General features: G+C 61.9%; 25 protein-coding genes and 1 pseudogene. 8 read left to right on the top strand and 18 right to left on the bottom strand.

All coding sequences use genetic code 11. From position 1 onward, the window contains the following. From BDD18_RS08645 to BDD18_RS08635, 3 genes are all read right to left on the bottom strand, one after another. On the bottom strand, window positions 1-618 hold the full coding sequence (locus BDD18_RS08645; RefSeq protein WP_211360730.1) for a TRAP transporter small permease: 618 nt from the start codon (window positions 616-618) through the stop codon (window positions 1-3). 185 nt (window positions 619-803) lie between these two features. Beyond that, a complete protein-coding gene (locus BDD18_RS08640) occupies window positions 804-1,508 on the bottom strand; it encodes a TetR/AcrR family transcriptional regulator (RefSeq protein ID WP_142082724.1) in 705 nt (234 codons plus the stop codon). Between the two features lie 122 nt (window positions 1,509-1,630). Further along, entirely contained in the window at window positions 1,631-2,248 is a 618-nt protein-coding gene (locus BDD18_RS08635) for a glutathione S-transferase N-terminal domain-containing protein (protein WP_142082722.1), read from the bottom strand. 148 nt (window positions 2,249-2,396) lie between these two features. Here BDD18_RS08635 and purB point away from each other — a divergent pair, with 148 nt between their 5' ends. Then, complete coding sequence (gene purB / locus BDD18_RS08630; protein ID WP_142082720.1) at window positions 2,397-3,776, top strand: adenylosuccinate lyase; 1,380 nt, start codon at window positions 2,397-2,399, stop codon at window positions 3,774-3,776. Between the two features lie 183 nt (window positions 3,777-3,959). Then, complete coding sequence (locus tag BDD18_RS08625) at window positions 3,960-4,520, top strand: YaeQ family protein (RefSeq protein ID WP_066697922.1); 561 nt, start codon at window positions 3,960-3,962, stop codon at window positions 4,518-4,520. A 72-nt stretch (window positions 4,521-4,592) separates the two neighbouring features. Here the strand turns inward: BDD18_RS08625 and BDD18_RS08620 are convergent, their stop codons facing one another. Together BDD18_RS08620 and BDD18_RS08615 are read right to left on the bottom strand one after the other, a co-directional pair. Continuing rightward, window positions 4,593-4,898, bottom strand: coding sequence for a DUF2007 domain-containing protein (locus BDD18_RS08620; protein WP_142082719.1), 306 nt, complete (start codon window positions 4,896-4,898; stop codon window positions 4,593-4,595). A 58-nt stretch (window positions 4,899-4,956) separates the two neighbouring features. Next, on the bottom strand, window positions 4,957-5,385 hold the full coding sequence (locus BDD18_RS08615; protein ID WP_142082717.1) for a DUF3717 domain-containing protein: 429 nt from the start codon (window positions 5,383-5,385) through the stop codon (window positions 4,957-4,959). 515 nt (window positions 5,386-5,900) lie between these two features. On the opposite strand from BDD18_RS08615, the gene BDD18_RS08610 reads away from it, so the two are divergent. From BDD18_RS08610 to BDD18_RS08600, 3 genes are all read left to right on the top strand, one after another. Next, complete coding sequence (locus BDD18_RS08610) at window positions 5,901-6,668, top strand: TerC family protein (RefSeq protein WP_142082714.1); 768 nt, start codon at window positions 5,901-5,903, stop codon at window positions 6,666-6,668. Window positions 6,669-6,817: 149 nt separating this feature from the next. Beyond that, entirely contained in the window at window positions 6,818-7,297 is a 480-nt protein-coding gene (locus tag BDD18_RS08605) for a hypothetical protein (protein ID WP_142082712.1), read from the top strand. A gap of 55 nt (window positions 7,298-7,352) precedes the next feature. Further along, window positions 7,353-7,706, top strand: coding sequence for a phage holin family protein (locus tag BDD18_RS08600; protein ID WP_044395053.1), 354 nt, complete (start codon window positions 7,353-7,355; stop codon window positions 7,704-7,706). On the opposite strand, the gene BDD18_RS08595 is transcribed toward BDD18_RS08600, so the two are convergent. Further along, window positions 7,674-9,164 (bottom strand): M48 family metalloprotease, encoded by a 1,491-nt coding sequence (locus BDD18_RS08595; RefSeq protein WP_338071825.1) that lies wholly within the window; start codon window positions 9,162-9,164, stop codon window positions 7,674-7,676. The genes BDD18_RS08600 and BDD18_RS08595 overlap by 33 nt on opposite strands. A gap of 173 nt (window positions 9,165-9,337) precedes the next feature. Here BDD18_RS08595 and moaC point away from each other — a divergent pair, with 173 nt between their 5' ends. Then, window positions 9,338-9,865 (top strand): cyclic pyranopterin monophosphate synthase MoaC, encoded by a 528-nt coding sequence (gene moaC / locus BDD18_RS08590; protein ID WP_142082708.1) that lies wholly within the window; start codon window positions 9,338-9,340, stop codon window positions 9,863-9,865. A gap of 72 nt (window positions 9,866-9,937) precedes the next feature. Here moaC and BDD18_RS08585 read toward each other — a convergent pair. Next, a pseudogene (locus tag BDD18_RS08585) lies at window positions 9,938-10,348 on the bottom strand (IS30 family transposase); the annotation flags it as partial. Between the two features lie 95 nt (window positions 10,349-10,443). Here BDD18_RS08585 and BDD18_RS08580 point away from each other — a divergent pair. Then, a complete protein-coding gene (locus tag BDD18_RS08580; protein WP_142082706.1) occupies window positions 10,444-11,550 on the top strand; it encodes an IS5 family transposase in 1,107 nt (368 codons plus the stop codon). Window positions 11,551-11,778: 228 nt separating this feature from the next. Here the strand turns inward: BDD18_RS08580 and tfpZ are convergent, their stop codons facing one another. From tfpZ to sucC, 10 genes are all read right to left on the bottom strand, one after another. After that, on the bottom strand, window positions 11,779-12,594 hold the full coding sequence (tfpZ, locus tag BDD18_RS08575; RefSeq protein WP_244939044.1) for a TfpX/TfpZ family type IV pilin accessory protein: 816 nt from the start codon (window positions 12,592-12,594) through the stop codon (window positions 11,779-11,781). A 31-nt stretch (window positions 12,595-12,625) separates the two neighbouring features. After that, window positions 12,626-13,159 (bottom strand): pilin, encoded by a 534-nt coding sequence (locus BDD18_RS08570; protein ID WP_142082704.1) that lies wholly within the window; start codon window positions 13,157-13,159, stop codon window positions 12,626-12,628. A gap of 142 nt (window positions 13,160-13,301) precedes the next feature. Further along, a complete protein-coding gene (locus BDD18_RS08565; protein ID WP_142082702.1) occupies window positions 13,302-13,838 on the bottom strand; it encodes a pilin in 537 nt (178 codons plus the stop codon). Between the two features lie 229 nt (window positions 13,839-14,067). Continuing rightward, a complete protein-coding gene (locus BDD18_RS08560) occupies window positions 14,068-14,862 on the bottom strand; it encodes an MBL fold metallo-hydrolase (protein ID WP_142082699.1) in 795 nt (264 codons plus the stop codon). Window positions 14,863-14,905: 43 nt separating this feature from the next. Then, window positions 14,906-17,158: a CHASE2 domain-containing protein gene (locus BDD18_RS08555; RefSeq protein ID WP_142082697.1), complete on the bottom strand. Its 2,253-nt coding sequence runs from the start codon at window positions 17,156-17,158 to the stop codon at window positions 14,906-14,908. A 54-nt stretch (window positions 17,159-17,212) separates the two neighbouring features. Then, complete coding sequence (locus tag BDD18_RS08550; RefSeq protein ID WP_142082695.1) at window positions 17,213-17,863, bottom strand: FHA domain-containing protein; 651 nt, start codon at window positions 17,861-17,863, stop codon at window positions 17,213-17,215. 43 nt (window positions 17,864-17,906) lie between these two features. Continuing rightward, entirely contained in the window at window positions 17,907-18,695 is a 789-nt protein-coding gene (locus tag BDD18_RS08545; protein ID WP_142082693.1) for a Stp1/IreP family PP2C-type Ser/Thr phosphatase, read from the bottom strand. 15 nt (window positions 18,696-18,710) lie between these two features. Beyond that, window positions 18,711-21,266: a CHASE2 domain-containing serine/threonine-protein kinase gene (locus tag BDD18_RS08540; RefSeq protein WP_273624195.1), complete on the bottom strand. Its 2,556-nt coding sequence runs from the start codon at window positions 21,264-21,266 to the stop codon at window positions 18,711-18,713. 299 nt (window positions 21,267-21,565) lie between these two features. Further along, window positions 21,566-22,462 (bottom strand): succinate--CoA ligase subunit alpha, encoded by an 897-nt coding sequence (gene sucD / locus BDD18_RS08535; protein WP_066696974.1) that lies wholly within the window; start codon window positions 22,460-22,462, stop codon window positions 21,566-21,568. 15 nt (window positions 22,463-22,477) lie between these two features. Continuing rightward, on the bottom strand, window positions 22,478-23,638 hold the full coding sequence (gene sucC, locus BDD18_RS08530) for an ADP-forming succinate--CoA ligase subunit beta (protein ID WP_066696971.1): 1,161 nt from the start codon (window positions 23,636-23,638) through the stop codon (window positions 22,478-22,480). Between the two features lie 206 nt (window positions 23,639-23,844). On the opposite strand from sucC, the gene argC reads away from it, so the two are divergent. Further along, window positions 23,845-24,777, top strand: coding sequence for an N-acetyl-gamma-glutamyl-phosphate reductase (argC, locus tag BDD18_RS08525; RefSeq protein ID WP_142082689.1), 933 nt, complete (start codon window positions 23,845-23,847; stop codon window positions 24,775-24,777). A 45-nt stretch (window positions 24,778-24,822) separates the two neighbouring features. Here the strand turns inward: argC and recX are convergent, their stop codons facing one another. Then, window positions 24,823-25,281, bottom strand: a complete 459-nt coding sequence (gene recX / locus BDD18_RS08520) for a recombination regulator RecX (RefSeq protein ID WP_142082687.1) — start codon at window positions 25,279-25,281, stop codon at window positions 24,823-24,825. Between the last annotated feature and the right edge of the window lie 100 nt (window positions 25,282-25,381).

Here is a 25,381-nt window from a genome sequence, read left to right as displayed (position 1 = left end):
TCAAGGCTTGCGCGCAGGGGGCGAATCGTCTTTGGCCACGATGGGGCCATGCGAAAAATGGGGCGCCACATCGCCCAGGTTGCGCTGCTCCAGCGCGGCCACTTCTTCGCTTTCCTGCACCATCACCAGTTCCTGGTCGCTCGGGTGGGTGAGCAGCGTGCGCAGCAGGTCGCGCAGCAAGATGGCCATGGAGGAAATGCCCAGCATCACGCCGCTGGCGTAGAAGATGCCCACCGACGCGCCGGTGACGGGCGCCTCGGTGTCCCAGTTGATCTCTGCCTGCACCCAGCTGCCTTTGAGCAGCAGCCACGACACATACAGCATGGCCACCTGGGCCAGCACCAGACAGATTTTTTTGCCCAGGCGGGGCAGGCGCGACACCAGCGCATCAGTGCCCAGGTGCCCGTGCTCGCGCAGGGCCACCACAGCGCCCATGAACGTCAGCCACACAAACAGCCAGCGCGAGACTTCTTCGGACATGGTCAGGCCCGAGTTGAAGGCGTAGCGCAGCACCACGTTGCCGAAGACCAGCACCACCATGAGGGCGAGGAACAAGCCCCCCAGCATGTCCAGCGCTCGTGTGTAGCCCCGCAAAACGCGGTCCACCAAATCGAACATGGTTGTCTCCAGTCAAAACGTTATCGGCTGCTGGAATTATTTTGTACGAACTGGTTAGTTTTAATGATTCGGGCAAACCCTTGGTGAATGGCAGGCCCAGAATTCACGCGCACATCTGCCCTCAAGCCCGCCAGCGGCCATCCAGGGCCAGCAGGGCCACAGCAGCAGAGGCATCAAAGAAGCGGTCAGGCACGCACGAAGCGCACCACCATGTCGATGATGGAATCGCGCCGCTGGGCCAGGGCCTCGGGTTCGTCGAGCGAGCGCTTGAAGATCGCGCTGAAGGTGTGGCGGTTGGCCACATTGAAGAAGCACAGAGCCGAGATGGACATGTGCAGGTCGATCGGGTCCATGTGCGGGCGAAACACCCCGCTGGCCACGCCGCGTTCGTACACCGCCTGCACGGCATTGATGGCGGGCACGTTCAGCTCCTGGATGGTGGCGGAGCGGCGGATGAACTCGCCCCGGTGCATGTTCTCGTTCATCACCAAGCGGATGAAATCGGGGTTGACCAGCTGGTAGTCGAAGGTGAAGCCCACCAGGGTGCGCAGCGCGGCCTCGGGCTCCATGTCTTCCAGGCGCAGGCTCGTCTCGATCTGGCGAATGCGCCGGTAAGCCTCTTCGAGCACCGCCAGGTACAAGCCCTCTTTGCTACCAAAATAGTAGTAAATCATGCGCTTGCTGGTGTGGGTCAGCGCGGCGATCTCGTCGATACGCGCGCCCGCCAGCCCCTTGTCGGCAAACTCGGCCGTGGCCACTTCCAGGATGTTGGCCATGGTGCGGTCCGGGTCGTTCACCCGGCCACGTTCCGGCGCCGCTGCGGAAGCTTTGCGTGCGGTACGGCGGGGGGCAGGCTCGCCCACCAAAGGAGTTCTAACCAGTTCGTTCATAGCCAGCCAAGCATAAGCGAACCACAGCCCGCTTTGCCCCCCAAGATACCCGCGCCGCCCGCAGCGGGGAGCCCGGGCCAGCTTGCGCCGGGGTGGTGGGCAAGGCCCTGGGGCCCAGGGCGTCAGGCGCCCGGCTTGGTGTCCGCAAAGCTCGCGCGCTGCATCAGCTTGTCCATCAGCTTGCCCAGGTTCGGGTATTCGGTGCGCCAGGCCAGTTCGGGGTAGCGGAACTCCAGCCAACCCAGGGCGCAGCCTACGGCAATGTCCGACAGGCTCAGGTGGATGCCGCTGCAATAAGGCTTGTCGCCCAGCCCCTGGCTCATGGCCTTGAGGGCCGCGTTCACCTTGCCCATTTGCCGGTCGATCCAGGCCTGGCAGCGCTGTTCATCAGAGCGGTGCGCCCAGGTGGCTTCCATGCGGGCGAGAATGCCGGCGTCCATGGCGCCATCGGCCAGGGCTTCCCAGGTCTTCACCTCGGCGCGTTCGCGGCCCGAGGAAGGAATCAGCTTGCCCACGGGCGAGAGGGTGTCGAGGTATTCCACGATCACGCGCGAATCAAACACGGCCTCGGCGCCTTCCATCAGCAGGCAGGGCACCTTGCCCAGCGGGTTGGAGGCGGTCACCGTGGTGTCATCCCCCCAGACGTTGTCCTGCACGAACTGGTAGTCGAGCTTTTTCTCGGCCAGCACAATGCGCACTTTGCGCACGTACGGGCTGGTGGTGGATCCGATCAGTTTCATGGGTCAGCAGGAAGTGAATGCCCGCACGCAAACAGCGCACACAGGCTGGGGACGCGATTCTATCGGCACCCGATCACTCCTACCTGACGAGTACTGGCGCAGCTACAACAGTACGTGCCCGCCCACTGCCCGCCTACAATTGCGCGCCATGAGCCTGTCCACCATCACCGCCCTCTCGCCGCTTGACGGCCGTTACGCCCCCAAACTTGCCGCGCTGCGCCCCATCATGAGCGAGCACGGCTACATGCACCGCCGCGTGCAGGTCGAGGTGGCGTGGTTCATTGCCCTGTCCGATGCAGGTTTTGCAGAATTCAAGCCCCTCACTACCGGAGCACGCGCTTACTTGCTCAGCTTGGTGAAAAACTTCTCCGAGGCCGATTCCGCCGCCATCAAGGAAATCGAGAAGACCACCAACCACGACGTGAAGGCCGTGGAATACTGGATCAAGAGCAAGTTCGAAGCCCGCCCCGAGCTGGAAAAGGCCGCCGAATTTGTGCACTTTGCCTGCACCAGCGAAGACATCAACAACACCAGCCACGCGCTGCAACTGCGCTCGGGCCGCGACCAGGTCATCCTGCCGGGCCTGGACCGCATCATGCTCAAGCTGCGCGAGATGGCCCACGCGTTTGCCGACGTGCCCATGCTCAGCCGCACCCACGGCCAGACCGCCAGCCCCACCACCGTGGGCAAGGAAATGGCCAACGTGGTGATGCGCCTGCAAACGGCCTGCGAGAAGATCGCCGCCGTCAAGATCATGGGCAAGATGAACGGCGCCGTGGGCAACTACAACGCCCACCTGTCTGCCTGGCCTGACTTTGACTGGGAAGCTTTCAGCAAGAAGGTCATCGAAACGCCCGAGCCCCTGGGCCTGGGCCTGACCTTCCAGCCGTACTCGATCCAGATCGAGCCGCACGACTACATGGCCGAGCTGTTCGACGCCGTGGCCCGCGCCAACACCATCCTGATCGACCTCTCGCGCGACATCTGGGGCTATGTGAGCCTGGGCTACTTCAAGCAGCGCCTCAAAGCGGGCGAAATTGGCTCGTCCACCATGCCGCACAAGGTCAACCCCATCGACTTCGAAAACGCCGAAGGCAACCTGGGCCTGGCCAACGCGCTGCTCAAGCACCTGGCCGAGAAGCTGCCCATCAGCCGCTGGCAGCGCGACCTGACCGACAGCACCGTGCTGCGCAACATCGGCGTGGCCCTGGGCTACGCCGCGCTGGCCTACACCTCGCTGCTCACCGGCCTGAACAAGCTCGAAATCAACGAAGAAGCCCTGGCCGCCGACCTGGACGCTTCGTGGGAAGTGCTGGCCGAGCCCATCCAGACGGTGATGCGCCGTTTTGGCGTGCAAGGCGCGTACGAAAAGCTCAAGGAAGTGACCCGCGGCAAGACCGTGACGGCCGAGGCGCTGCACGCGCTGATCCAGTCGCTGGACATCCCACAAGCCGAAAAAGACCGCCTGTTGGCCATGACGCCCGGCAGCTACACCGGCAAGGCCGCCGAGCTGGCCCGAAGGGTGTAACCCCCCTGAGGCGCTGCGCGCCTTCCCCCCAGGGGGACGCAACCCGTGGCCCGGCAAAGCCGGTTCCACGGTTGCACTGACCAGGGCACCGCCCGTGGCGAACACTGGCGGGCTTTCGATATTTTTTGCCTCTAGCGCCGTCCTGATAAGCGCTGGCAGCTATCAAATTAATAGTGAGGCTGCATGGCCATCAAATCCACCATCTTCAAGGCGAACCTGCAAATCGCCGACATCGACCACGGCTACTACGCCGACCATGCCCTCACCCTGGCACGCCACCCCAGCGAGACGGATGAGCGCATGATGGTGCGGCTGGCCGCGCTGGCCCTGCAGGCCCACCAGCTGCAAACCTTGTGCAACGGCGACGCCACCTTGGCTTTTGGTGCCGGTTTGTCCGACCCCGATGACCCGGACGCTTCGCTCACCGACTTCACCGGCCGCAAGCGCGTGTGGATCGAAGTGGGCCAGCCCGAAGACAAGCCGCTGACCAAGGCCTGCAGCAAGGCCGACTCGGTGCTGGTGTACTGCTTCAACCACGCGTCCGAAGTGTGGTGGAAGGGCATTGAATCCAAACTGACGCGCCTGGAAAAGCTCCAGGTCTGGCGCATTCCCACCGAAGCCTCGCAGGCCATGGCGGCCATGGCCGAGCGCAGCATGCAGCTGCAGGCCACTGTGCAGGAAGGCGCGCTGACGCTGAGCAGCAACCTGGGCAGCGTGCACCTGGAACCCGTGCGCTGGAAGTGATAGATATCAACCAAAAAGCCTTCTAGCGTCCTACAGATAAGCGCCAGCAGCTATTGAATCAATAGCAATTGCTCAGTCGCGCGGCATCAGCGCGCCACATTGCCAGCACTGCTCAAACCCGCCCTCGACGATCTCCCCGCACCGGCATGCCCAGCGGCGCTGCGGCAAATCCTGCAGCGCCTGCAGCAGCGCGCGTGCACGGGGGGCGTGTTCGTCGTAATCCAGCCAGATTTCGGGCAGGCACTCGTCCGGCGGCAGGTGCCCGGCCGCAGCCCCCAGGTATTGCCGCTGCACCGAGGCGGTCATGCCCGCTTCGCACAGCAAGTCGGCCCACAGCGTGGCGATGGCGATATTGGGGGCTTGGGTCAGGCGCAGCATGGGGGCCACCATAGCGGTTTGATCGCCGCGCGTACAGCCCCCGGGGGAACGCTGCGGACTACACCGCAGGCGGTTTGGACGCGCCTTCAGCCGCCCGCTCGGCATAGCGGGTGAACCGCCACGCCGTGTGCTCCAGCGTGATGCGCCGCCACACCTGGCGCTTGGCGGCCGGGCCCATGGCAGGCCAGTGCTGCACTTCATCGAACGTGCGGCCACAGCCCTTGCACAGATCGTCGCCCTGGCTGGTGGAGCAGATGGCAATGCAGGGCGTGTCGGGCGTGGTGTCGTACCAGCCCAGCCAGGCATCCAGGGCCGCCAGCGGCAGGTCGGCTTCTTCCACCGTATCTTCGTGGCGGTACACCATCAGCGCATACACCTCGGCCAGCGCCTGCACCTGCGGCGCCAAGGCCATGCCCGCATTGGAGGGCAAGCGCTGGCGCCAGTGGTTGATGGCGGCTTCGATGTCGGTGATGTGGATGGCAGTCATGAAGATGGGGGCGCAGCGCAAGAGCCCCTGGGCAGGCAGACGCTGGCGGGGGCTGGATGATAGCGACCCCAGGTGGCCAAACAGCAGCGCAGGGGTATCTGCCAACCTGCTGGTAAACCCTGATCCCCCTTCAGGACATACGCAATACCCACAACCCCCGCGCCCTTGCACCGGCCGCCCGACGGTGTTCCAATCACCCCCTTCGAAGGGGAGTAGTTCCCGCCCAGGCCATGCACGCGCCACCCAGCACGCGCAGCAGCATCCGGGCAGCGTACCGTCGTCAGTACGAAGCGTCTCGCTTCCGGCGGTCCGGGTCAGTGCAGCCACCGTGGCCACACCGACTGAGCAAGACCTTTGATGGCCCCGCAGCGGGGTGATCAAGGCCGTCCCTCGCTCCTGCGCACCAGCGCGCGGGCAGGTTCCAGGTCCTCCGCCGCAGGCCTGACTCGCCAGGACAGACCCTTTGCCATCACAGCAGCGGGAAACTCCTTTTGCCTTAGGACACCGAGGACTTCATGGACTTTTTGACTTCACCCGAATTCTGGCTAGCACTGGGCCAGATCATCATCATCGACATCTTGCTGGGCGGAGACAACGCCGTCGTGATCGCGCTGGCCTGCCGCAAGCTGCCCCCTGCGCAACGCGCCAAGGGCATCATCTGGGGCACCGCCGGTGCCATCGTCTTGCGGGTGGTGCTGATCGCCTTCGCCATGACCCTGCTGTCGCTGCCGTTCCTCAAGTTCGTCGGCGCACTGCTGCTGGTGTGGATCGGCGTGAAACTGCTGGCCCCTGACGAAGATGGCCACGGCGACGTGCAAGGCAGCGACAAGCTGCTGGCCGCCATCAAGACCATCATCGTGGCCGACCTGGTGATGAGCGTGGACAACGTGATCGCCATCGCCGGTGCCGCACAGAACGCAGGCGAACACTCGTTCCTGCTGGTCGTGCTGGGCCTGCTGATCTCGATCCCGATCATCGTCTGGGGTAGCCAGCTCGTCATCAAGCTGATGGAGCGCTTCCCGTTCATCATCACCTTCGGCGGCATGCTGCTGGGCTGGATTGCTGGCGGCATGCTGGTCACCGACCCTGCATTCGTGAACCCCGCCGTGATGGACTGGATGCCCAAGTGGGGCAGCGTGGATGAAAAGGGCCTGGCGGTCATCTCCGACACCCTGTACTGGGCATCGCACATCGTGGGCGCCTTGCTGGTGCTGGCAGTGGGCAAGTTCATCGTGTCCCGCCGCGCTGGCGACGGTGGCGAAGGTGGCGCAGCCCACGGCTGACCCCGCGCCTGCACAGCGGCTCCCGCCGTTCGCAGCCTGCATGCAGGCTGCGGCCCCCAGGGGCGTTGACCTCCGCCCGCCGCACGGGCAGGGCAACGCCCTTTTTGCTTTCTGTTTCACCCCGTTCACCCACCCACAGGGCCTGCGACATGGACAAAATCATTGTGTACGTGGACGACGCTGACCATGCGCAGCAGCTGCTTGCGCCCCTGGTAGCGAACGAGCCTGCCCACCAGCGCCACTGGGTGCTGGTGGCCTGTGCGCCGCGCATGACGCACCGCGTCAGCAAATGGGTGAGCCACAGCGCCCGCGAAAGCTGGCGCAACAAATGGGCTGACAAGCTATTCGCACAGATCATCCCCGGCGCTGGGCTGCAGCCTTCGCAGGTGACGACCGTGCTGGCCAAAATCCCCTTGGCAGAGCTGACCGAGCAACTGCAATCGCAAACCCAACAGGCCTGCGGCCGCCCTGCCCAGGTGCTGGATGCGCGCAAGCCCCGCATGGGCACCGAGGCGCAAATCGGCGTCAACTCCTCCGCTGAGCGCCCATCACCACCATCCTCCTGGCCCGGCGTGCTGGGCAGCGTGCTCACCGGCTGCAGCACTTTGTGGGCCTTGGCGCTGGACTGAGCGCCCGCCCGCTGCAACGGGTGCTCTGCCTCAAGGCCGGTGCTATTCTCTGGCCATGAAACTCCTCCTGAAATGGCTGCTCAGCGCCGCGGCGCTGCTGTTCGTGGCCTACGTGTACGGCGGCGTGCAAGTGCAGAGCTTTGGCTCGGCGCTGATTGCCGCGTTTGTCATTGGCCTTTTCAACGCCGTGCTGCGCCCGGTGCTGGTGATCCTGACCCTGCCCGTCACCGTGGTCACCGTGGGCCTGTTCCTGTTCGTCATCAACGCGCTCATGTTCTGGGCAGCGGCGGGCGTGCTGGACGGCTTTCACGTCAACGGGTTCATGGCGGCCTTGCTCGGCTCGCTCATCTACTCGGCCCTGGGCCTGGTGATCGAGTCAGCGCTCGGCGGCCTGTTCACGAAGCAGTGATTGCACGGCGCGCAGCCGGGTGTCGATGATCGACGCCTCGAAGTGGTCATCGGCCGAGGTGCTGCGCCGCGCCAGATCCTGCCCGGCCTTGAAGCGGTCCACCGCCGCAGCGTAGTCGTAGCGCGCAGCATGCACTTCCGCCTCTGCCCGCACTGCACGCAGTGGCTGGCCCTGCGCATTCCAGACAGCTGCCATGGCCTGCCACGCCGAAGCATCGCGCGGGTGGGTCGCCAGCCAGGTCTGCAGCGGCCCCGTCACCTCTTTCGACTGGCCGGTGCGCAGCAAAATTTGCGTGCGCAGCAGCATCTCGGGCCGGCGTGCATCCCCCGGCGGCATGGCCGCCAGCGCAGCGGGGGCATCGTCTGCTGCCAGTTCCAGCTCCGCCCTCAGCAGTTTTGCCAGCCGGGTGGCCGCAGCATCGTTCTTGACCAGTTGCTGCAACTGCCCCGCCCAGCGCCGCGCCCCTGCGGCATCGCGCAGCTGGCTGGAGCCCAGCGCCGCCGCATACAGCACGCCCGCCTGCCGCGCTGGCGGCAGCGCCGCAAAGCCGGAGCCTTGCGGCTCCGCCACCCACTGGCGCAGCACATCCACACCGGGTCTGGACAGCACCCGAGCGCGCGCGGTGACCATGGCATGCTCGGCCTGTAAAACAGAGGGGCTGCTCGCCGTCAACCCGCCCGAGGGCAGGCGCGACTGCATGTCGGCTATGCGCTGCGTGGTCAACGGGTGGCTGCGCAGATACGGCCAGCTGCCGTTGTCGTTGATGCGGTTGGCCTGCTGCAGCTTGTCGAACATGCCCACAAAGCCCTCGGGCGCGAAGCCCGCTGGCTCCATCAGCCCCATGCCCACACGGTCGGCCTCGCGCTCCATGTCGCGCGAAAAATTGAGCTGGTTTTGCATGGCCAACGCCTGGCCGCCCACCACCAGCGCCTGCGTGGCGCCCGGGTTCTTGCTGGCCGCCAAAGCGCCCAGCACCATCGCGCCCAGCAGCAGCGGCGTCTGCCGGCTTTGCTGCGTGAGCAAACGCGAAATGTGCCGTTGCGTCACGTGGCTCAACTCGTGCGCCATCACCGAGGCCAGCTCGTCGCGCGTGCCCACCACCCCGATCAAGCCCAGTTGCAGCCCCAGGTAGCCACCCGGCAGGGCAAAGGCATTCACGGTGCGGTCACGCCCCAGCAGCACCTCCCACGCAAAGCGCTCGTCCAGCTCGGGCGACAACTCGCCCCGCGCCCGCGCCGCCGCCATCAACGGCTGCCAGATGCCCTGCACATATTCGCCAATCACCGGGTCATCGATGTAGTCCGGGTCGCGGTACAGCTCGCGAATGATGCGATCACCCAGCCGCCGCTCCTCGCTGCTGGTCAGGTCACTGCCATCCCCCAGGGTCGGAAGCCCCCCCTGTGCGTGAGCAGGCAAGGGGCTTGCCACGCCAATCGCTATCAAAAGAGAAGCTGCCAGCGCTTGACTGGCGTGCGCTAGATGCCTTTTTTTACCCAATATCAACACTCATGGTCTCCCTGGCGCCATTGGTGGCGACAGCGCCAACTGCGGCGCACTGCACCGTATGATGCCCCCGACCCGCGAATTGTTTCGCACGTGGTTGCTACCAAGTGCACCGAGAGCCCTCGACCATGACATCCAAAACCCCAGAAGCCACCGCCACCAGCCCCCTCACACACTTCGACGCCCAAGGCCAGGCCCACATGGTGGACGTCGGCGCCAAAGCCGCCACGCACCGCATCGCCGTGGCCACCGGCCGCATCGAAATGCAGCCCGAAACCCTCGCGCTGATCGAATCGGGCACCGCCAAGAAAGGCGATGTGCTGGGCATCGCCCGCATCGCCGGCATCATGGCCGCCAAGAAAACCAGCGATTTGATCCCACTGTGTCACCCCCTGGCCCTGACGCGGGTTGCTATCGAATTTGAAGCTGCCAGCGCACGTACGGAGGGCGCTTGCGGCATATTTTGCTCAGCCACCGTGGAAACGGTGGGGCAAACCGGGGTGGAGATGGAAGCACTGACCGCAGTGCAGATCGCCCTGCTGACGATTTATGACATGTGCAAGGCGGTGGACCGGGGGATGGTGATAAGCGATATCCACGTTACTGAAAAGCATGGAGGCAAATCAGGAAGTTTTTGGCAGGAACGAAGAAGTTGATGTGAACAAGGTTGGGGGGGTAATTATGGTAATTCTGGGCGGATTCAAAACTGAAGTGCAACACCCTGGGTTTCAATGAATGAGGGTGGAGTGCTGCGGGCTGTTCAGGATTAGTTCCCGATAGACCGCCAGCGGTGATCGTACCCCGAGGCCCTTTCGGGGGCGGTTGTTGATCTCGTCGGCAATCGCATCAAGCTGCTTCTGGGTGTAGACGGACAGGTCGGTGCCCTTGGCAAGGTACTGTCGCACCAGCCCGTTGATGTTCTCGTTGGAGCCGCGCTGCCAGGGGCTGTGCGGATCACAGAAGTACACCTTCATGCCTGTGTTCTGAGTGAGTCTGGCGTGCTCGGCCATCTCGCGGCCTCGGTCGTAGGTCAGGCTCTGGCGCATCGGGCTGGCAATTGCATTGAGCTTGTCGCTGAATGCCTTGAGCACATGTGCGGCCGTAGCCGGGTTGGGGTGTGGCAGCTTGACCAGCACCACTAACAGGCTGCTGAAATACCCCACACCGTCGTTTCCCGGTTGACGTCTTGCCAGGACAATCAAGGCACACCACCGACCAGACAGACGAGCCATCCATGCGCGGAGCCGACACCTTCACCGAGAGCCTGTTCACCATGCGCCACCTCGATGACTTCGTGCCCGCAGATCACCCCTTGCGAGTGATCCGCGTGATGGTCAACAAGGCCCTGGCGAACATGGACGACCTGTTTGCCCAGATGTATGCGGCAGACATCAAAGGCGGGCGCCCCAGCATAGCCCCCGAGAAACTGCTGCGCGCCATGCTCATTCAGGTGCTCTACAGCGTACGCTCAGAACGCCAGCTCATGGAGCAAACCCAGTACAACCTGCTGTTTCGCTGGTTCATCGGGCTGGCCATGGACGATGTGGTCTGGGTGCCCACCGTCTTCAGCAAGAACCGCGAACGCCTGATCGAGCACGATGCGGTCATCGAGTTCTTCAACCAGATCGTGCAGCAAGCCCAGGAACAGGAGCTGCTCTCGGGCGAACACTTCAGCGTGGACGGCACCCTGATCCAGGCCTGGGCGGGCCACAAGAGTTTTGTGCGGAAAGACCGCCAGGGCGACGACGATACCGACGCGGGGAACTTCAAAGACCAAAAGCGCAGCAACGACACCCACGAGTCCACAACGGACGCGGATGCAAGGCTGTACCGCAAGGGCAAGACGGCCAGTGAGTTGCGCTTCATGGGCCACACACTCACCGACAACCGCCACGGGCTGGTGGTCAGCGCCGTGGTCACACAGGCCGACGGATATGCAGAGCGCGAAGCGGCCAAGGCCATGATCAACGATGCGCGACAGGCACTGCCCGGCGATGACCCCATCACGATCACGCTGGGCGCAGACAAGGGTTACGACGCCAGGGAGTTCATCGACGCGCTGCAAGAGATGAACGTGCTGCCCCATGTGGCGCAGAACAAATCAGGGCGCCGATCTGCGGTATCTGACAGGATCGCGGGCAGCGGAGGCTACGCCATCTCGCAGCAAAAGAGAAAGCTGATCGAACAGGGCTTTGGCTGGGCCAAGACGGTGGGTCACATGCGCAAGGTGCTGGTGCGCGGAATCAAGAAAGTTGACCAGATGTTTGTTCTGACGATGGCGGGCTACAACCTCACGCGCATGCGCAGCTTGGGGCAAATCCGTCTGCGAGGGCTGGCGTGAGGACAAAAGGGCGAGAAAACGGGCCGGGGGAGGCGGAAAACGCGCGTATTCCAAGTTGAGTTTCAAAACGCGGAAAGCTGACGCGAGAAATGCGCGAGGTGCTGGGAAGGTGCCCGTGGGTGGGGGAGTATTTCAGCAGCCTGCTAGGCCAATACTTACAACGTTAGCATCTAGTGAATCATTCAACAGAACTAACATCTGTCTCGGATTTTTTGCTAGTCACAAAAATTAAAAACCGTCCACTGGGGCATATCCGATGATATTGGCCTGTGCATCTAGCAATGCTACCCACTGGTCTAAAGACTTTTTGCTAACCAATGGGAGATAGTGAATTTGATTGATGGGAAGGCCTGTTTTTTTTACTGCAGCATCAATCGCGGACTGCGCCTCCGGCACTTGCACGGTTCGTAAGACTGACAATGCTTTCATGCGTTGCCGGACTGCTGGCCGACTCTCATCATAGCTTTGCCACCAATCTGGGCGAGCACTGGGTTCCAAGCCACGCAACGACAATTCAATACTCTTCAGGGTTTCCTGGCCGTCCCTGGCTCTGCGTGCACCCAACAAAACAGGGCCACTCCATGAAAGCGACTGCCATGGAGGCAATGCTTGGGGAAGATTAGCAGTATCGACCTGTGCTGCGGTCACTGCGACAAAACGATCAGATTCGAAAACCAATACTACTGGCCGTGCCTGGCCGATGCTGTAAATACCGTAAATCAGCGCTGCCAATTGAATGATAACAACTAACGCGAGATCCATGATCAACTCACGCCGCGGTTTCGCGGGATTATATAATAATCCCGTCAAAAAAGGGCCACACACCACATCCACACCAATCAAAATCCAGAATAAATCTATTCCACCAGCCAAATAGCGCAACGGGTGAGGAAACCATATTCCCAGCACTAAAAAAGCCATGAGCGCAGCGACGGCCAAGCTCAAAATTAAATGAATGCTAAAGGCGTGGAATGCAGCGCGAATTCTAGGTCGACTGATCATTGTTAAAAACGCCAAACAAATACGCAATCTGTCGAAAACCACGAATACTCAACAAAAAACTTTGCGCGCCCCACTAACGGCACTCACCCGGTGCATATTTGCTAGGCATGGTTCCTGCCAGACCAAAACCCAGTGCCCCTAAAGCCTTGCAACGCCATTTAATTGCTGATACCGGCGTTGGAATAGGGGTACCGGCCACTGACGTTGCCAATGCCGCGCCCCCGGTACCAAACACATCGGTACCACCGGTATACGGCGAAACCACCAAGGTGCCATTGCCGGCGGATGCTGATGTGGTAGCCACAATCACCCCAGTTGTACCGGAAATTTGGACATCGACCACATTTCGGCTATTCACTGTAAGGATACCGTCGGCAACGCCAACAGCGGGACTTGTTCCGTAGGCTTCAGCATATCCCATGGCAGCGTGGTTGGCATTGTTGTGAACAGCCATTTTTGCCTCGGCAATAAACCCCATGGCTTCTGAGACGCGCGCGCGAACGGTGTAATCTTGGTAGGCGGGCAAAGCCACTGCGGCCAGAATACCAATGATCGCAACTACGATCATCAACTCGATCAGGGTAAAACCTGTTTGGAAAGCACGCACAGCGAACTCCTGCCAAGATTGATGCGAACTGAGTGCCTACCCGTTTCACCGCCCCAATGAAAAGAGGATTCCAGCTTGTGGAATCCTCTTGATCTCTGCTAAGTGTGAAGTGCCAATTGAATGGCAACAACATGCCGACAGATTAACGGCACTCGCCCGGTGCGTACTTGTTCAGCAGCGTGCCTGCGGTACCAAAACCCACTGCACCAGCCGCCTTGCAACGCCACTTGATTTGTGATGCCGGTGTGGGGAGTGGCGTGCCAGCCACAGCCGTTACCAGAGCAGTACCGCCAGTACCCACCACATCGGTACCGCCGGTGTAGGGCGACACGATCAACGTACCATTACCAGCGGCTGCCGTGGTGGTGGCGGTAATCACGCCAGTGGTACCACTCAACACCACATTCGTCACGTTCTTGCTATTCACAGTCGTGGTGCCATTGTTGACACCAGTGGCAGGGGTTGTGCCATAACCTTCAGCGTAGCCAACCGCACCACTGGTGGCGTTGGTATTAGCAGCCAGCTTGGCATCGGCAATGAAACCCATAGCTTCAGCGACACGTGCACGCACGGTGTAGTCTTGATACGCAGGCAGTGCCACAGCAGCCAAGATACCGATGATCGCGACAACGATCATCAGTTCGATCAGGGTAAAACCTTTTTGCAGGGAACGCTTCATACATCTCTCCTCGGGTTAAGTTGCAATTCATACCTGTGGATCGCCCCACAGGCTGGTTCACATAAAGCAGATAGCGTGCCAGCTTCACCCTACGCATCAGTAGTCATGAGGGTCGCGGGGATACGGCTTGCGTACGGAGCTAACAGGGGTGCTTGCGGGCGATTCACCTCAAATTCAGACTCGCACTGACATTTTTGTTCGACCAGGAATGTCAGCCAACGCATGTTAGTTACACATCAAACACCTGCCCCACCTGCAACCAGCCAATCGCCACATCCCCGGCAAGTTCCAACTGGTTGATCTCTTGGAGGATGAGCTCGGTTTCGGATGGCTTGGTGTGGGTGATGTAGATCGGATAGCTGGCCGTGGGTGCTCTCAAGGCCAGTTCGGCAGCAAGCGTGGTGGGCGACAGGTGCTGGCTGCGGCGCGCGAGGTCGCTTTCGCGGTTGCTGAAGGCGGTTTCGATGACCAGCGCAGCCACAGGAAGTTGGGGCGGGGCTTCGGCAAGCTGTTCCAACGCGCTCCACAAGGCCGGGTTGCGCTCGGTATCGCCGCTGAAGGCCCACCAGCCGTGCTGGCCTCGTAACGCATAGCCCACAGCCGGCACGCTGTGCACGGCTGGCAGCACCCGCACCACCAGCCCTCCAGCAGTGACGGTTTCGCCAGCGGCCAGAGGTACGTACCGCAAAAACGGCGATTGGGCAGAGGGGACGCAACTGAAATCAGGCCAAACGATGTTATTGAAGACATGCGCCTGCAGCGCGGCAATGGTGGCTGCCATTGCATGCACCTGCACAGACTGGCTGCGCAGCGATGAGACGGCATCGAGCATCAGCGGCAATGCGGCGATGTGATCGAGGTGGGAGTGCGTGAGGAAGACGTGGTCAATCTGGCGCATTTCTTCCAGCGTCAAATCCCCCACGCCAGTGCCTGCATCGATCAGGATGTTGTGATTGACCAGAAAAGACGTGGTTCGGCAATCGCGGGCGATGGCGCCTGAGCAGCCGAGAACGCGGACTTTCACTGAAGTGTTCCTATCATGGGCATGCTGAGAACTTTCCCATCCATCATTTGGTATCGAAATGGGTGGCACCGTCCCAATCCGAAGGAGGAGGGCTGGACATCATCTCTTCCAGGCGGGACGCGTACAGTGCATAGAGCACGGATTGGGGCGCTTGGTGCCGTAAAGCGGCCAAGCTTTGGCCGCATTGTGCCCAGTCTTGAGCCCGGTAGTGTGCAAGCACTTGCTGCCAGCAGGCCAATTCATCAGCATTCAGCGCAGACGCTTGGCTCTGGTCGGCCAAGGGGGTGTAGATGTTCACAGCCTGGGCTTTGCCTTTGACGCACACACGGTCCAGTTCTTGCCATACGAAGCCTGGAGCCATGCTTCGGGTAGATTCACTGGCGATGATGGCCACGCCGTAGGTCTTGCACAGCCCTTCGAGGCGCGAACCCAGGTTGACCGCATCGCCGATGACGGTGTAGCTCAACCGAATGTTGGAGCCCATGTCACCAACGCACATGAGCCCGGTGTTCAGACCAATGCCAACGCCAATTTCCGGTAAGCCTTGCGCGCGATGCTCCTGGTTGAGTTGCTCGACTGCCCGGGCCATGCCCAAAGCCGCACGCACAGCGCACGCAGCGTGGTCTTGTGCAGGCACAGGAGCGCCCCAGAAGGCCATCACGCAGTCGCCCATGTATTTGTCGACGGTGCCCCGCTCACCCTGGATGACTTCCGTCAGCCGCGTGAACACCCGGTTCAAAAGCGCTTGCAGTTGCAGCGGGGGCATGCATTCAGACAGGGCCGTGAAGCCTCGCATGTCGCAGAACATCACCGTGAGTTCCCGATTGTCTGCCTGCATGCTGTAGTGCTCGGGGTGCTTGAGCATCTCATCCACCAGTGGGGGCGGAACGTAAGAACGAAAACGCGAAGCCAGAGCGCGTTTGGCCCGGCTTTCAAACAAGTAGCCGTGGGCGATGTTGACCGCTGTGGCTGTGAATACCAGCGCAAGGGCGGTTGCCAGCGGCATTGCCAGCCCGTGCGTCCGATACAACCAGAAATTGAGCAGGGTCAGAGCGAGGAACACCACTGCGCTCAGCAACAACGCGGGGCCAGCCGGCAGCACTGACAGACCAAACGCAAGAACCAGCCCCACCATCAAAAGCTGAAGAACATCGAAACCGCGTGCGTAATCCGGGATGGCGATGGCGCTGCCGTCCATCAGTGCCGTCAGCATACTGGCATGGGCTTCTACGCCGGGATACACCGGGCCTACCGGGGTCGTACGCACATCTTGCAGCCCCGGGGCCGAGGTGCCGATCAAGACGGCTTTGTACGCCAGGGTACCTTCCGCTATTTTTCCTTCCAACAAGTCGCTGGCAGAAATGTAGGCATAGGAACCGCCCTCAGGGCCGCCGGGGCCTCGGAAAGGGATGAGCATGGCCAGCCGCTCATCCACGGGCAAAGCCATGCGGCGCGCGCCGTCTACCAAGACCACGCTTTCCAGCGTGTCATGGGTGCCGAGAGAAGCCGTCGCCGGAAAGCCGGGCTCCACAGTGGGCCCGCCCATCATGGCGCGAAACATGGCCAGAGCCAGCGACTCGTAATACTGGCCCTGGTATTCAGCCAGTAGCGGCAAGCTGCGAACGACCCCATCGCTGTCGCTGATGGTGTTGAAGAACCCTGCCTGGGCGGCAGCCTGATTCAATTCGCTGAGATTGGCTCCGTAACCATTCCAGGTGGTGGCTGCCAGCGGCCTGCCGCGCAGCTGGGCGCCAGTCACCACCGGCAGAGGGAGCGCACCTTGGGTGTGCCCCTGCCGATCACTGGTGAAGTAGTAGCCCAGCACCGCTGCATGTCCATGAAGGCTGCGAGCAAACAAAGCATCGTGGTCAAGGGAAGGGGCCAAGCGAGACACCTGCTCGGCAAAGCCTGGGGTTCTGGCCAAGGCCCCTCGCTCCAAGGCGCGCAGGGATGCCAGCCCGGAGCTGTTGTCGCGCTCAGCAAACACCACATCAAAGCCCACCACGGACACACGCTGGCGTGCGAACAATTCTTGGGTCAGATCTGCGAGTTTGTCTCGGCCCCAGGGCCAGCGCCCGATGCGATCGATGCTCTTTTCATCGATGTCCACAATGACGATGCGCTCGTCAAGGGTTCGCGACATCCCCAGGCGCAGGCGGGCGTCGTAGATGAACTGGTCCAGCCGCTCCAGCAGCGGCAGGGGCATGGCGGCCGAAACATGCAAAAGCGCCAGTGCCAGCGGGATCAACGTGAGCAGCACGCGGCGCCAGCGGCGAAACAACAAGGAGCTGCGCATGGGCTCAACTGACCAAGCCCGGGCAAGGTGCCAGAGGCCAGGCCGTCACATCGGTCAGGCTTGCTCGAACTGCATTTCGGTGCCCGCGAGTTCCAGTTTGTCACCGCTTTTGAGCGGGACAGGGCTGGAGCCAATCGCCACACCATTGAGCAGAGGCATGTCCGGGCCTTCCACATGGGCCAGCACAAAGCCCTGAATGCGCTTGGTGATGGACGCAACAGCAACACCGGGTTTGCCGATGGTGGTAACCACCTTGTGCAAGGCGACTTCACGGCCAGCCGCTGCGCCCGACAGCACCCGGATGACGGCATTCATAGGGGCAGGAGGCGCAACCACACCACCGGGCCTTGCCGCCGCATTCAGCGCCGGAGCCATCCCCGGCTTGAACACCATGGTCTTCTCGAAGTTCTGGGCGTCTGCATCTTGCAAGAAGCGAATCTTGTATTTGCCCACCTCGATGGTGTCGCCGTTGCGCAACTCTTGGCGCTTGACCGCCTTGGCATTGACGTAGGTGCCGTTCGTGCTCCCCAGGTCTTCAATCTCGACACCATCAGGCATCATGTGGATAGCCGCGTGTTCACCGCTCACCGCCAGGTTGTCGATCACGATGTCGTTGTACGGGCGGCGGCCCAGCGTAGTGCGCTCTTTGGTGAGTTGCACTTCTTTGATGACGACGCCGTCGATCGAAACGATCATTCTGGGCATGATGATCTACTCCTGATTTGATGATTTGTTATGTTGCTGTCCGTCAGGCAGAGCCCAAAAGACGGGACATGAGGCTGCGTTTTTTCCCTCCGGCAGCCGCCTGCACCAGCAATACGCTGACGTTATCACGACCGCCGTGGGCATTGGCCGTGTCAATGAGCCGCCCTGCTTTTTCTTCCAGAGAGCCAGGCGCGCACAGCAAATCTGCCAGCTCTTCGTCATTGACCATGTCGGTCAAACCGTCAGAGCACATCACAAACAGGTCGCTGGGCGCCACTTCAAATTCGTTCACTTCCATTTGCACATGCGGCTCTACGCCCAACGCGCGGGTAACCAAATTGCGGTTGGACGACGCGGCTGCCTGCTCCCGGGTCAATATGCCTGCATCGACCTGTTCCTGCAACCAGGAATGGTCTCGCGTGATTTGCTGCAAAACCCCTGCGCGCAAGCGGTAGCAGCGTGAATCCCCGATATGGCCGAGGATGAGGCGATCGCACTGAAAAACGCCCACCACCAACGTGGTGCCCATGCCGGAGTACTGCGGGTTGGACAGCGAAGCGCCCAAAATGGCATGGTTGGCGTTTTCCACACACAACTCCAGCGCCCGCCGCACATCCGTGGCAGGGGGCGTAGTCCCGGCCTGTGCCAGCCAGCGACTCATTTCCGTGCAAATGTAGGTAATGGCCATTCCGCTGGCAATTTCGCCCGCGTTGTAGCCGCCCATGCCGTCAGCCAAGACGGCCACCTGGGCTTCCCGATCGACAGCCACTGCGTCTTCATTGTTGGCGCGCACGCGCCCCCGGTCGGTTTGGGCGAAAAATTCGTATGTCATGGATTGGGAAGCGCGTCATCCCACAGGGGCAGCCACAGGCCTGGATGCTGGGCTTTGTTGCTGTGGGTGCTCCAGCACCGTGGTTTTTGTCAGCAACATGTTTTGCTCTGCAGGGGGGCGGTCTGGATCATAGACGACTGCCGCAGTTACTTCGCCAATACTTTGTTGCAGAGCGTTGTCCATGGCGTGCGTAAGCGCTTGCGCCAGCTGCGCACCTGTCTGGTAACGGTCCTCGGGCCGCTTGTTCAACGCCTTGGCCACCAGTGCTGCTACGGCCTCGGGCAAGTCGGGGCGCAGCGTGCGAACATCTGGCGCTGGCACATGGACGATCTTGTGCATGAGCTCTGGCATCGACTCGGCTCGCAGCGGCAATGCGCCCGTGAGCAGCTGGAACAAGGTCACACCCAACGCGTACAGATCTGTTCGCCCATCCACCTTGGCCCCACACAGCTGTTCAGGCGACATGAAGCTGGGCGTGCCCAGCACGATGCCCGTGCGCGTCTTGCTCGCATCGGTAATACGGGCTACTCCAAAATCCATCACCTTCACCGTGTCGGTGGCAGGGTCCCACATGATGTTCGCGGGTTTGACATCGCGATGCACGACATGGTGTGCATGGGCATAGTCCAAGGCACTTGCTACCCGAGCGCCAATGGCCAACACCTGCGCCACCGGCAATAGGTGGGGGGTTTGAGTGAAAGCGGTCAGGTCCGTGCCGGCCACGAACTCCATCGCGATGTAGGCGAGCCCCTGCGCTTCCCCAGAGCCATCAATGGTCACGATGTTCGGGTGCTCCAACCGCCCTGCGGCTTCCGCCTCTTTGAAAAAACGTTCGCGTGCATCCACCAGCGCAGCCCCCTCAAACTCCTGGTGCAGGGCCAAGGTTTTGATCGCCACCATTCGGCCTGAGCGCAAGTCTCGCCCCTGGTAGACGACCCCCATCGCGCCCTTGCCCAACTCGTGCTTGAGCTCATAGTGCGCAAATGCACCGGAGGCCTTTTGGCGCGGCAGCGTTTCTTGCACGGCGGCAGGCAGCGACGAAGCACCTTCGCCAAAGCTACTGCCAGCGCCATGGCCTGGCGAAATGCCTGCCTGGGCCAGCAAGTGGGTCTTGGCATGGCGGTAGCGTGCGCGCGCATCTTTGTATTCGGCATCGCGATGCACCAGATGCTTGAACACCTTCTTGGCCAGAGCAAAGTCTTTTTTGCGCTCAAAGTCCTTGCCCAGGTGGTAGAGGTTTTCCTTTAATGCGTCGCTGGTCGGCAATAACTTGAAGCGCTCAAAGGCCTGCAGCAACTCACCACGACCATGCAGGGCCAGCGCCATCATGCGCTCGGCATCGGCTGAGCCTTGCGGCACTTCACCCGGCGTTCGTTTTGGTAATGCAGCCCAAATACTGCACAGCAACTGCCCCCACAGCACCACTGCGGCGGCGGCCACAAGAGGCACCATATGCAAGGCGCGTTGCAACCACCACCATTGCATGGCCAGCAGCAACGTGGCCAGCCCCAGTGCAACGCCCCAAGCCGCTCTTGTGCGCAAACCGGGCAGCGCCACAACCACCAAAGCCATGGCGACCACCGCACCCCATGCCAGGGTGTGGGCCCAGTTCGGAGCCGTCACGGAGCGGGCCACACGCAATCCGACCAAGGTCTGGGCCACCACATCGGATGTGTGCAAAGACGAGCCACCCGGTACGGTCCACACAGCAGCTTGCGGCCCTGCCGTCATTCCTACCACCACGGTCTTGTCGCGCAGGGCTGCGGGTGGCACTTTGTTAGCCACCACATCGGCTGCCGCCAACCGAGGCAGGGCTGCGCCGAATACAGGGCGCATCACCGCACCCGCATCCACCCCCACCGCCAAGCTGCCCAGCAGCAGACCAGGGCTGGAACTGCCGCCTCTCCAAGAAATATCTTCGGCGCTGAGATGCAACACACGCTGGGCGGCCAGCAGCGCAAGCGCAGGCACTCCCACGTTATCGTGGCTTAGTACCAGAGGCACCTGCCGGAGAATGCCATCGCTGTCAGCCCTCCATTGCAAATGCCCCACCCCTGCAGCAGCCTCCGCAAAAGGCCCCATCTGCACAGGCACCATGGCTGGCCCACGACCGCCAAGGGCTGCCAATGTACTGCGATAAAAAGCCGGTGGCAGTGAAGCGGCTGGCCCTTTGTCCGCAAATACCGCTGGCCAGATCACATTTTGGGCCTGGGCAATGCTGCTCACCAGCGCTTGTGCATCGGTCGGCGTGGCAGGCGGGTCCAATGGCACGGCATACACCACGGTGCTGGCGCCAACCTGGGCCAAGCGGTCAATCAATGCGGCATGGTTGTCATAGGTCCAGTTACCACCAGCGGCTGCCAAGCTACGGGCATCAATGTCCACCAGCACCGCCTCGCTCATCGCGCCGGGCGAAGCGTGGGCCACAGCAGTGTCGTACAAGATCTGCTGGGCCTGAGGCAACACTCCCGCAAGCCACAAGCCTCCCGTCAAAGCCAGGGCCGTGGCGGCGCTGATCCATCCTGTCCACCGCCTTGGTTCTGCCCTGCGCTCCGGTAATTTTCTGGCCACTGCAATCTACGTTCAACTCTGTGAGTGGATGTAAAAAGCAAAAATTAAGCCCGTTCGCCGCACGGCGGATAGATGCTCCCCCACCAGCTTTGCCAGGGCGCCCGACACTCTGGCGGTGCCGCTCTTTGTCGCCTGCCACACTCGTAGCGACAAATTTGTCACACCAATCTCTCCATCAAGCTTGTCCGAGCATTCCGGTCTGCCTGAACAGCAAAAAAAAGCACCCGCGACCAAACGGTGGCGGGTGCAGTCAACGGTACGGGGCAGGCCAACCCATGGGCTGGCCTGGAACCGCTGGATTACTTCAGTTGGGCCTTGAGCAGCTTGCCCAGTTCCGACGGGTTGCGGGTGATGACGAAACCCGACTCTTCCATGATGGCGAGCTTGGCGTCAGCCGTGTCAGCGCCGCCAGAGATCAGCGCGCCAGCGTGGCCCATGCGCTTGCCGGGAGGGGCCGTCACGCCAGCGATGAAGCCCACCACGGGCTTCTTCATGTTGGCCTTGCACCACTGGGCGGCTTCGGCTTCGTCAGGGCCGCCGATTTCGCCGATCATGATCACGGCATCGGTGTCTGGATCGTCGTTGAAAGCCTTCATCACGTCGATGTGCTTCAGGCCGTTGATGGGGTCGCCACCAATGCCCACGGCGGTCGACTGGCCCAGGCCCACTTCGGTCAGCATGGCCACGGCTTCGTACGTCAGCGTGCCCGAACGGGACACCACGCCGATACGGCCCTTGCGGTGGATGTGACCGGGCATGATGCCGATCTTGATTTCGTCGGGCGTGATGATGCCGGGGCAGTTGGGGCCCAGCAGCAGGGTCTTCTTGCCGCCAGCAGCTTCCTTGGCCTTCATCTTGTTGCGCACCATCAGCATGTCCTTGACAGGAATGCCTTCGGTAATGCAGATGGCCATGTCCAGGTCGGCTTCCACCGCTTCCCAGATGGCATCCGCAGCGCCTGCTGGAGGCACGTAGATCACCGACACGGTGGCGCCGGTTTGCTGGGCGGCTTCCTTGACGGAGGCGTAGATCGGGATGTTGAAGATCGACTCGCCAGCCTTCTTGGGGTTCACGCCCGCGACAAAGCAGTTCTTGCCGTTTGCGTATTCCTGGCACTTTTCGGTGTGGAACTGGCCAGTCTTGCCCGTGATACCCTGGGTGATGACCTTGGTGTCTTTGTTGATGTAGATCGACATGTATGTTCTCCGGGCTTACTTGACGGCAGCAACGATCTTGGTCGCGGCTTCGGCCATGGTGTCTGCAGCGATGATGGGCAGGCCGGACTCGGCCAGCATCTTCTTGCCCAGCTCTTCATTCGTGCCCTTCATGCGCACGACCAGCGGCACGTTCAGGTTCACGGCCTTGCAAGCGGTGATCACGCCGGTGGCGATGGTGTCGCACTTCATGATGCCGCCGAAGATGTTGACCAGAATGCCCTTGACCTTGGGGTTCTTCAGCATGATCTTGAAGGCTTCGGTGACCTTCTCGGGGGTAGCACCGCCGCCCACATCCAGGAAGTTGGCGGGCTCGCCGCCGAACAGCTTGATGGTGTCCATGGTGGCCATGGCCAGGCCAGCGCCGTTCACCAGGCAGCCGATGTTGCCGTCCAGGCTGATGTAGGCCAGGTCGAACTTGGACGCTTCCACTTCGGCGGGATCTTCTTCGTCCAGATCGCGGTAGGCCACGATTTCGGGGTGGCGGAACAGGGCGTTGGCGTCAAAGTTGAACTTCGCGTCCAGGGCCATCAGGTTGCCCTTGGAGTCGCAGTTCAGCGGGTTGATTTCCACCAGCGACGCATCGGTGTCCATGTAGCACTTGTAGATCTTGGCGAAGATGTCTACGGCTTGGTCGATGGAAGCGCCAGTCAGGCCGATGGCGGCTGCCACCTTCTTGCTCTGCTCGGCAGTGATGCCGACCAGCGGGTCGATCATCTCGGTGACGATCTTCTCGGGAGTGGAGTGAGCCACTTCTTCGATGTCCATGCCGCCTTCGCTCGAAGCGATCAGGGCCACCTTCTGCGTGGCGCGGTCGGTCACCAGGGACACGTACAGTTCGTTCTTGATGTCGGCGCCGTCTTCGATGTACAGGCGGCGAACCTTCTGGCCTTCGGGGCCCGTCTGGTGCGTGACCAGCTGCATGCCCAGGATTTGTTCAGCCAGCTTCTTGACGTCGTCGATGGTCTTGGCAACCTTCACGCCGCCGCCCTTGCCACGGCCACCTGCGTGGATCTGGGCCTTGACCACCCACACGGGGCCGCCGAGCTTTTGTGCAGCTTCCACGGCTTCTTGCACCGTGAAAGCGGGAATGCCGCGCGGAACGGGCACACCAAATTGACGCAAGATTTCCTTGCCTTGGTATTCGTGAATCTTCATGAGGTCTCTCTCAGGGAAGGATGGTAGTTACCCGTTTGCCATGAACAGATTGTCTGGCCGCGGGCTTGGGACATGGCAACCCGCGACTGTATCATGCTGCAACGCACCATCCTTGTGGGAAACTTACGGCCCCCACGCACCCGGGCAAGTCATACAGGGCAAGCGCCTGTCGCAGCCCCCTCTCTTTTTCGCAGGAGCACACCCCCATGTCCAAAGTCTTTATCGATGGCGAAGCCGGCACCACGGGCCTGCAGATCCGTGAACGCCTGCAAGCCATGCCGCAAATCGAGCTGGTGAGCATTGCCCCCGAACTGCGCAAAGACCCCGCCGCCAAGCGCGACCTGATTGCGGGCGTGGACCTGGTGGTGCTGTGCCTGCACGACGACGCAGCCCGCGAGACCGTGGCCATGGTCGATGAGATTGAGCGCAGCACGGGCCGCACGGTGAAAGTGATTGATGCCAGCACCGCGCACCGCACGGCCGATGGCTGGGTGTACGGCTTTCCAGAACTGGCCGCCGCGCAAGCCCAGGCCGTGCGCGGAGCCTCGCGCGTTTCCAACCCTGGCTGCTATGCCACGGGCGCCATCGCACTGCTGCGCCCCTTGGTGGATGCGGGCCTGATTCCTGCCGACTACCCCTTGAGCCTGCCCTCGGTGTCGGGCTACTCGGGTGGCGGCCGCACCATGATCGAAGCGTACGAGGCAGGCACGGCCGCTCCGTACGAAGCCTACGCCCTGGGCCTGACGCACAAGCACATTCCCGAGATCCTGCGCTACACCGGCCTCACACGCCGCCCTGTGTTCATCCCGGCGGTGGGCAATTTCCGCCAGGGCATGCTGGTGCAACTGCCACTGCATTTGGACTTGCTGCCCGGCGCGCCCAAGGCCAGCGACCTGCACGACGCGCTCGCCAGCCACTACCGCCGCACCAACACACCCGAGCAGTGGGTGAGCGTGCTGCCCCCCACCGATGATTTGAAGCTGGCCGCCGATACGCTGGCCGACACCAACAAGCTGGAGTTGCGCGTGTTCGCCAACGAGCAGTACCGCCAGGCCGTGGCCGTGGCGCGCCTGGACAACCTGGGCAAAGGCGCCAGCGGCGCTGCCGTGCAAAACCTGCAATTGATGCTGGGCGTTTAAAACGCCCCTTGGCGCCAGGCGTGGATGCATTGCGCATCCGCGCGGTCAATCCTCGTCGCCATCCTCAGCGCCCTGCACCGCGCGGCGCACCACGTCGCCAGAAAACCCCCGGGCCAGCAAAAACCGCATGTGTTTGGCGCGGGTTTGCGAGTCTGCGGCAGGCTCGCCAAACTTGCGGCGCCACACCTCGCGGGCACGTTCCAGCTCAGTATCTTGCAGCCGGGCCACGGCTTGCTGCACCGCCTCTGCACCCAAGCCCTTGGCCTGCAGCTCTTGCCGGATGCGCGCCGAGCCCAAGCGGCTGGCGCGCCGGTTCAACACCGATTCGACCACCCGCTCCTCGCTGATGAAGCCCTTGGCCTGCAGGCCATCGAGCACCGCATTCAAATCCTCGCCCTCCTGCACATGGGGGCCGAGCTTGCGCTGCAACTCGGCCCGCGAATGCTCCCGCTGGCTCAGCAAGCGCAGCGCGCGACCCGTGAGCGATAGCGTGGTGAAACCCATGGCAGATGAAATGCTTCTGTTTTGATAGCTACCAGCGCTTGATCAGCAAGCGCTGGCAGGCTATTTGAATCAAAAACTCAGGCGCAACCGCTCACTCGCC

Source organism: Acidovorax temperans (genome assembly GCF_006716905.1).
GTDB lineage: Bacteria > Pseudomonadota > Gammaproteobacteria > Burkholderiales > Burkholderiaceae_C > Acidovorax > Acidovorax temperans.
This window is presented reverse-complemented; position numbering and strand designations above follow the sequence as displayed.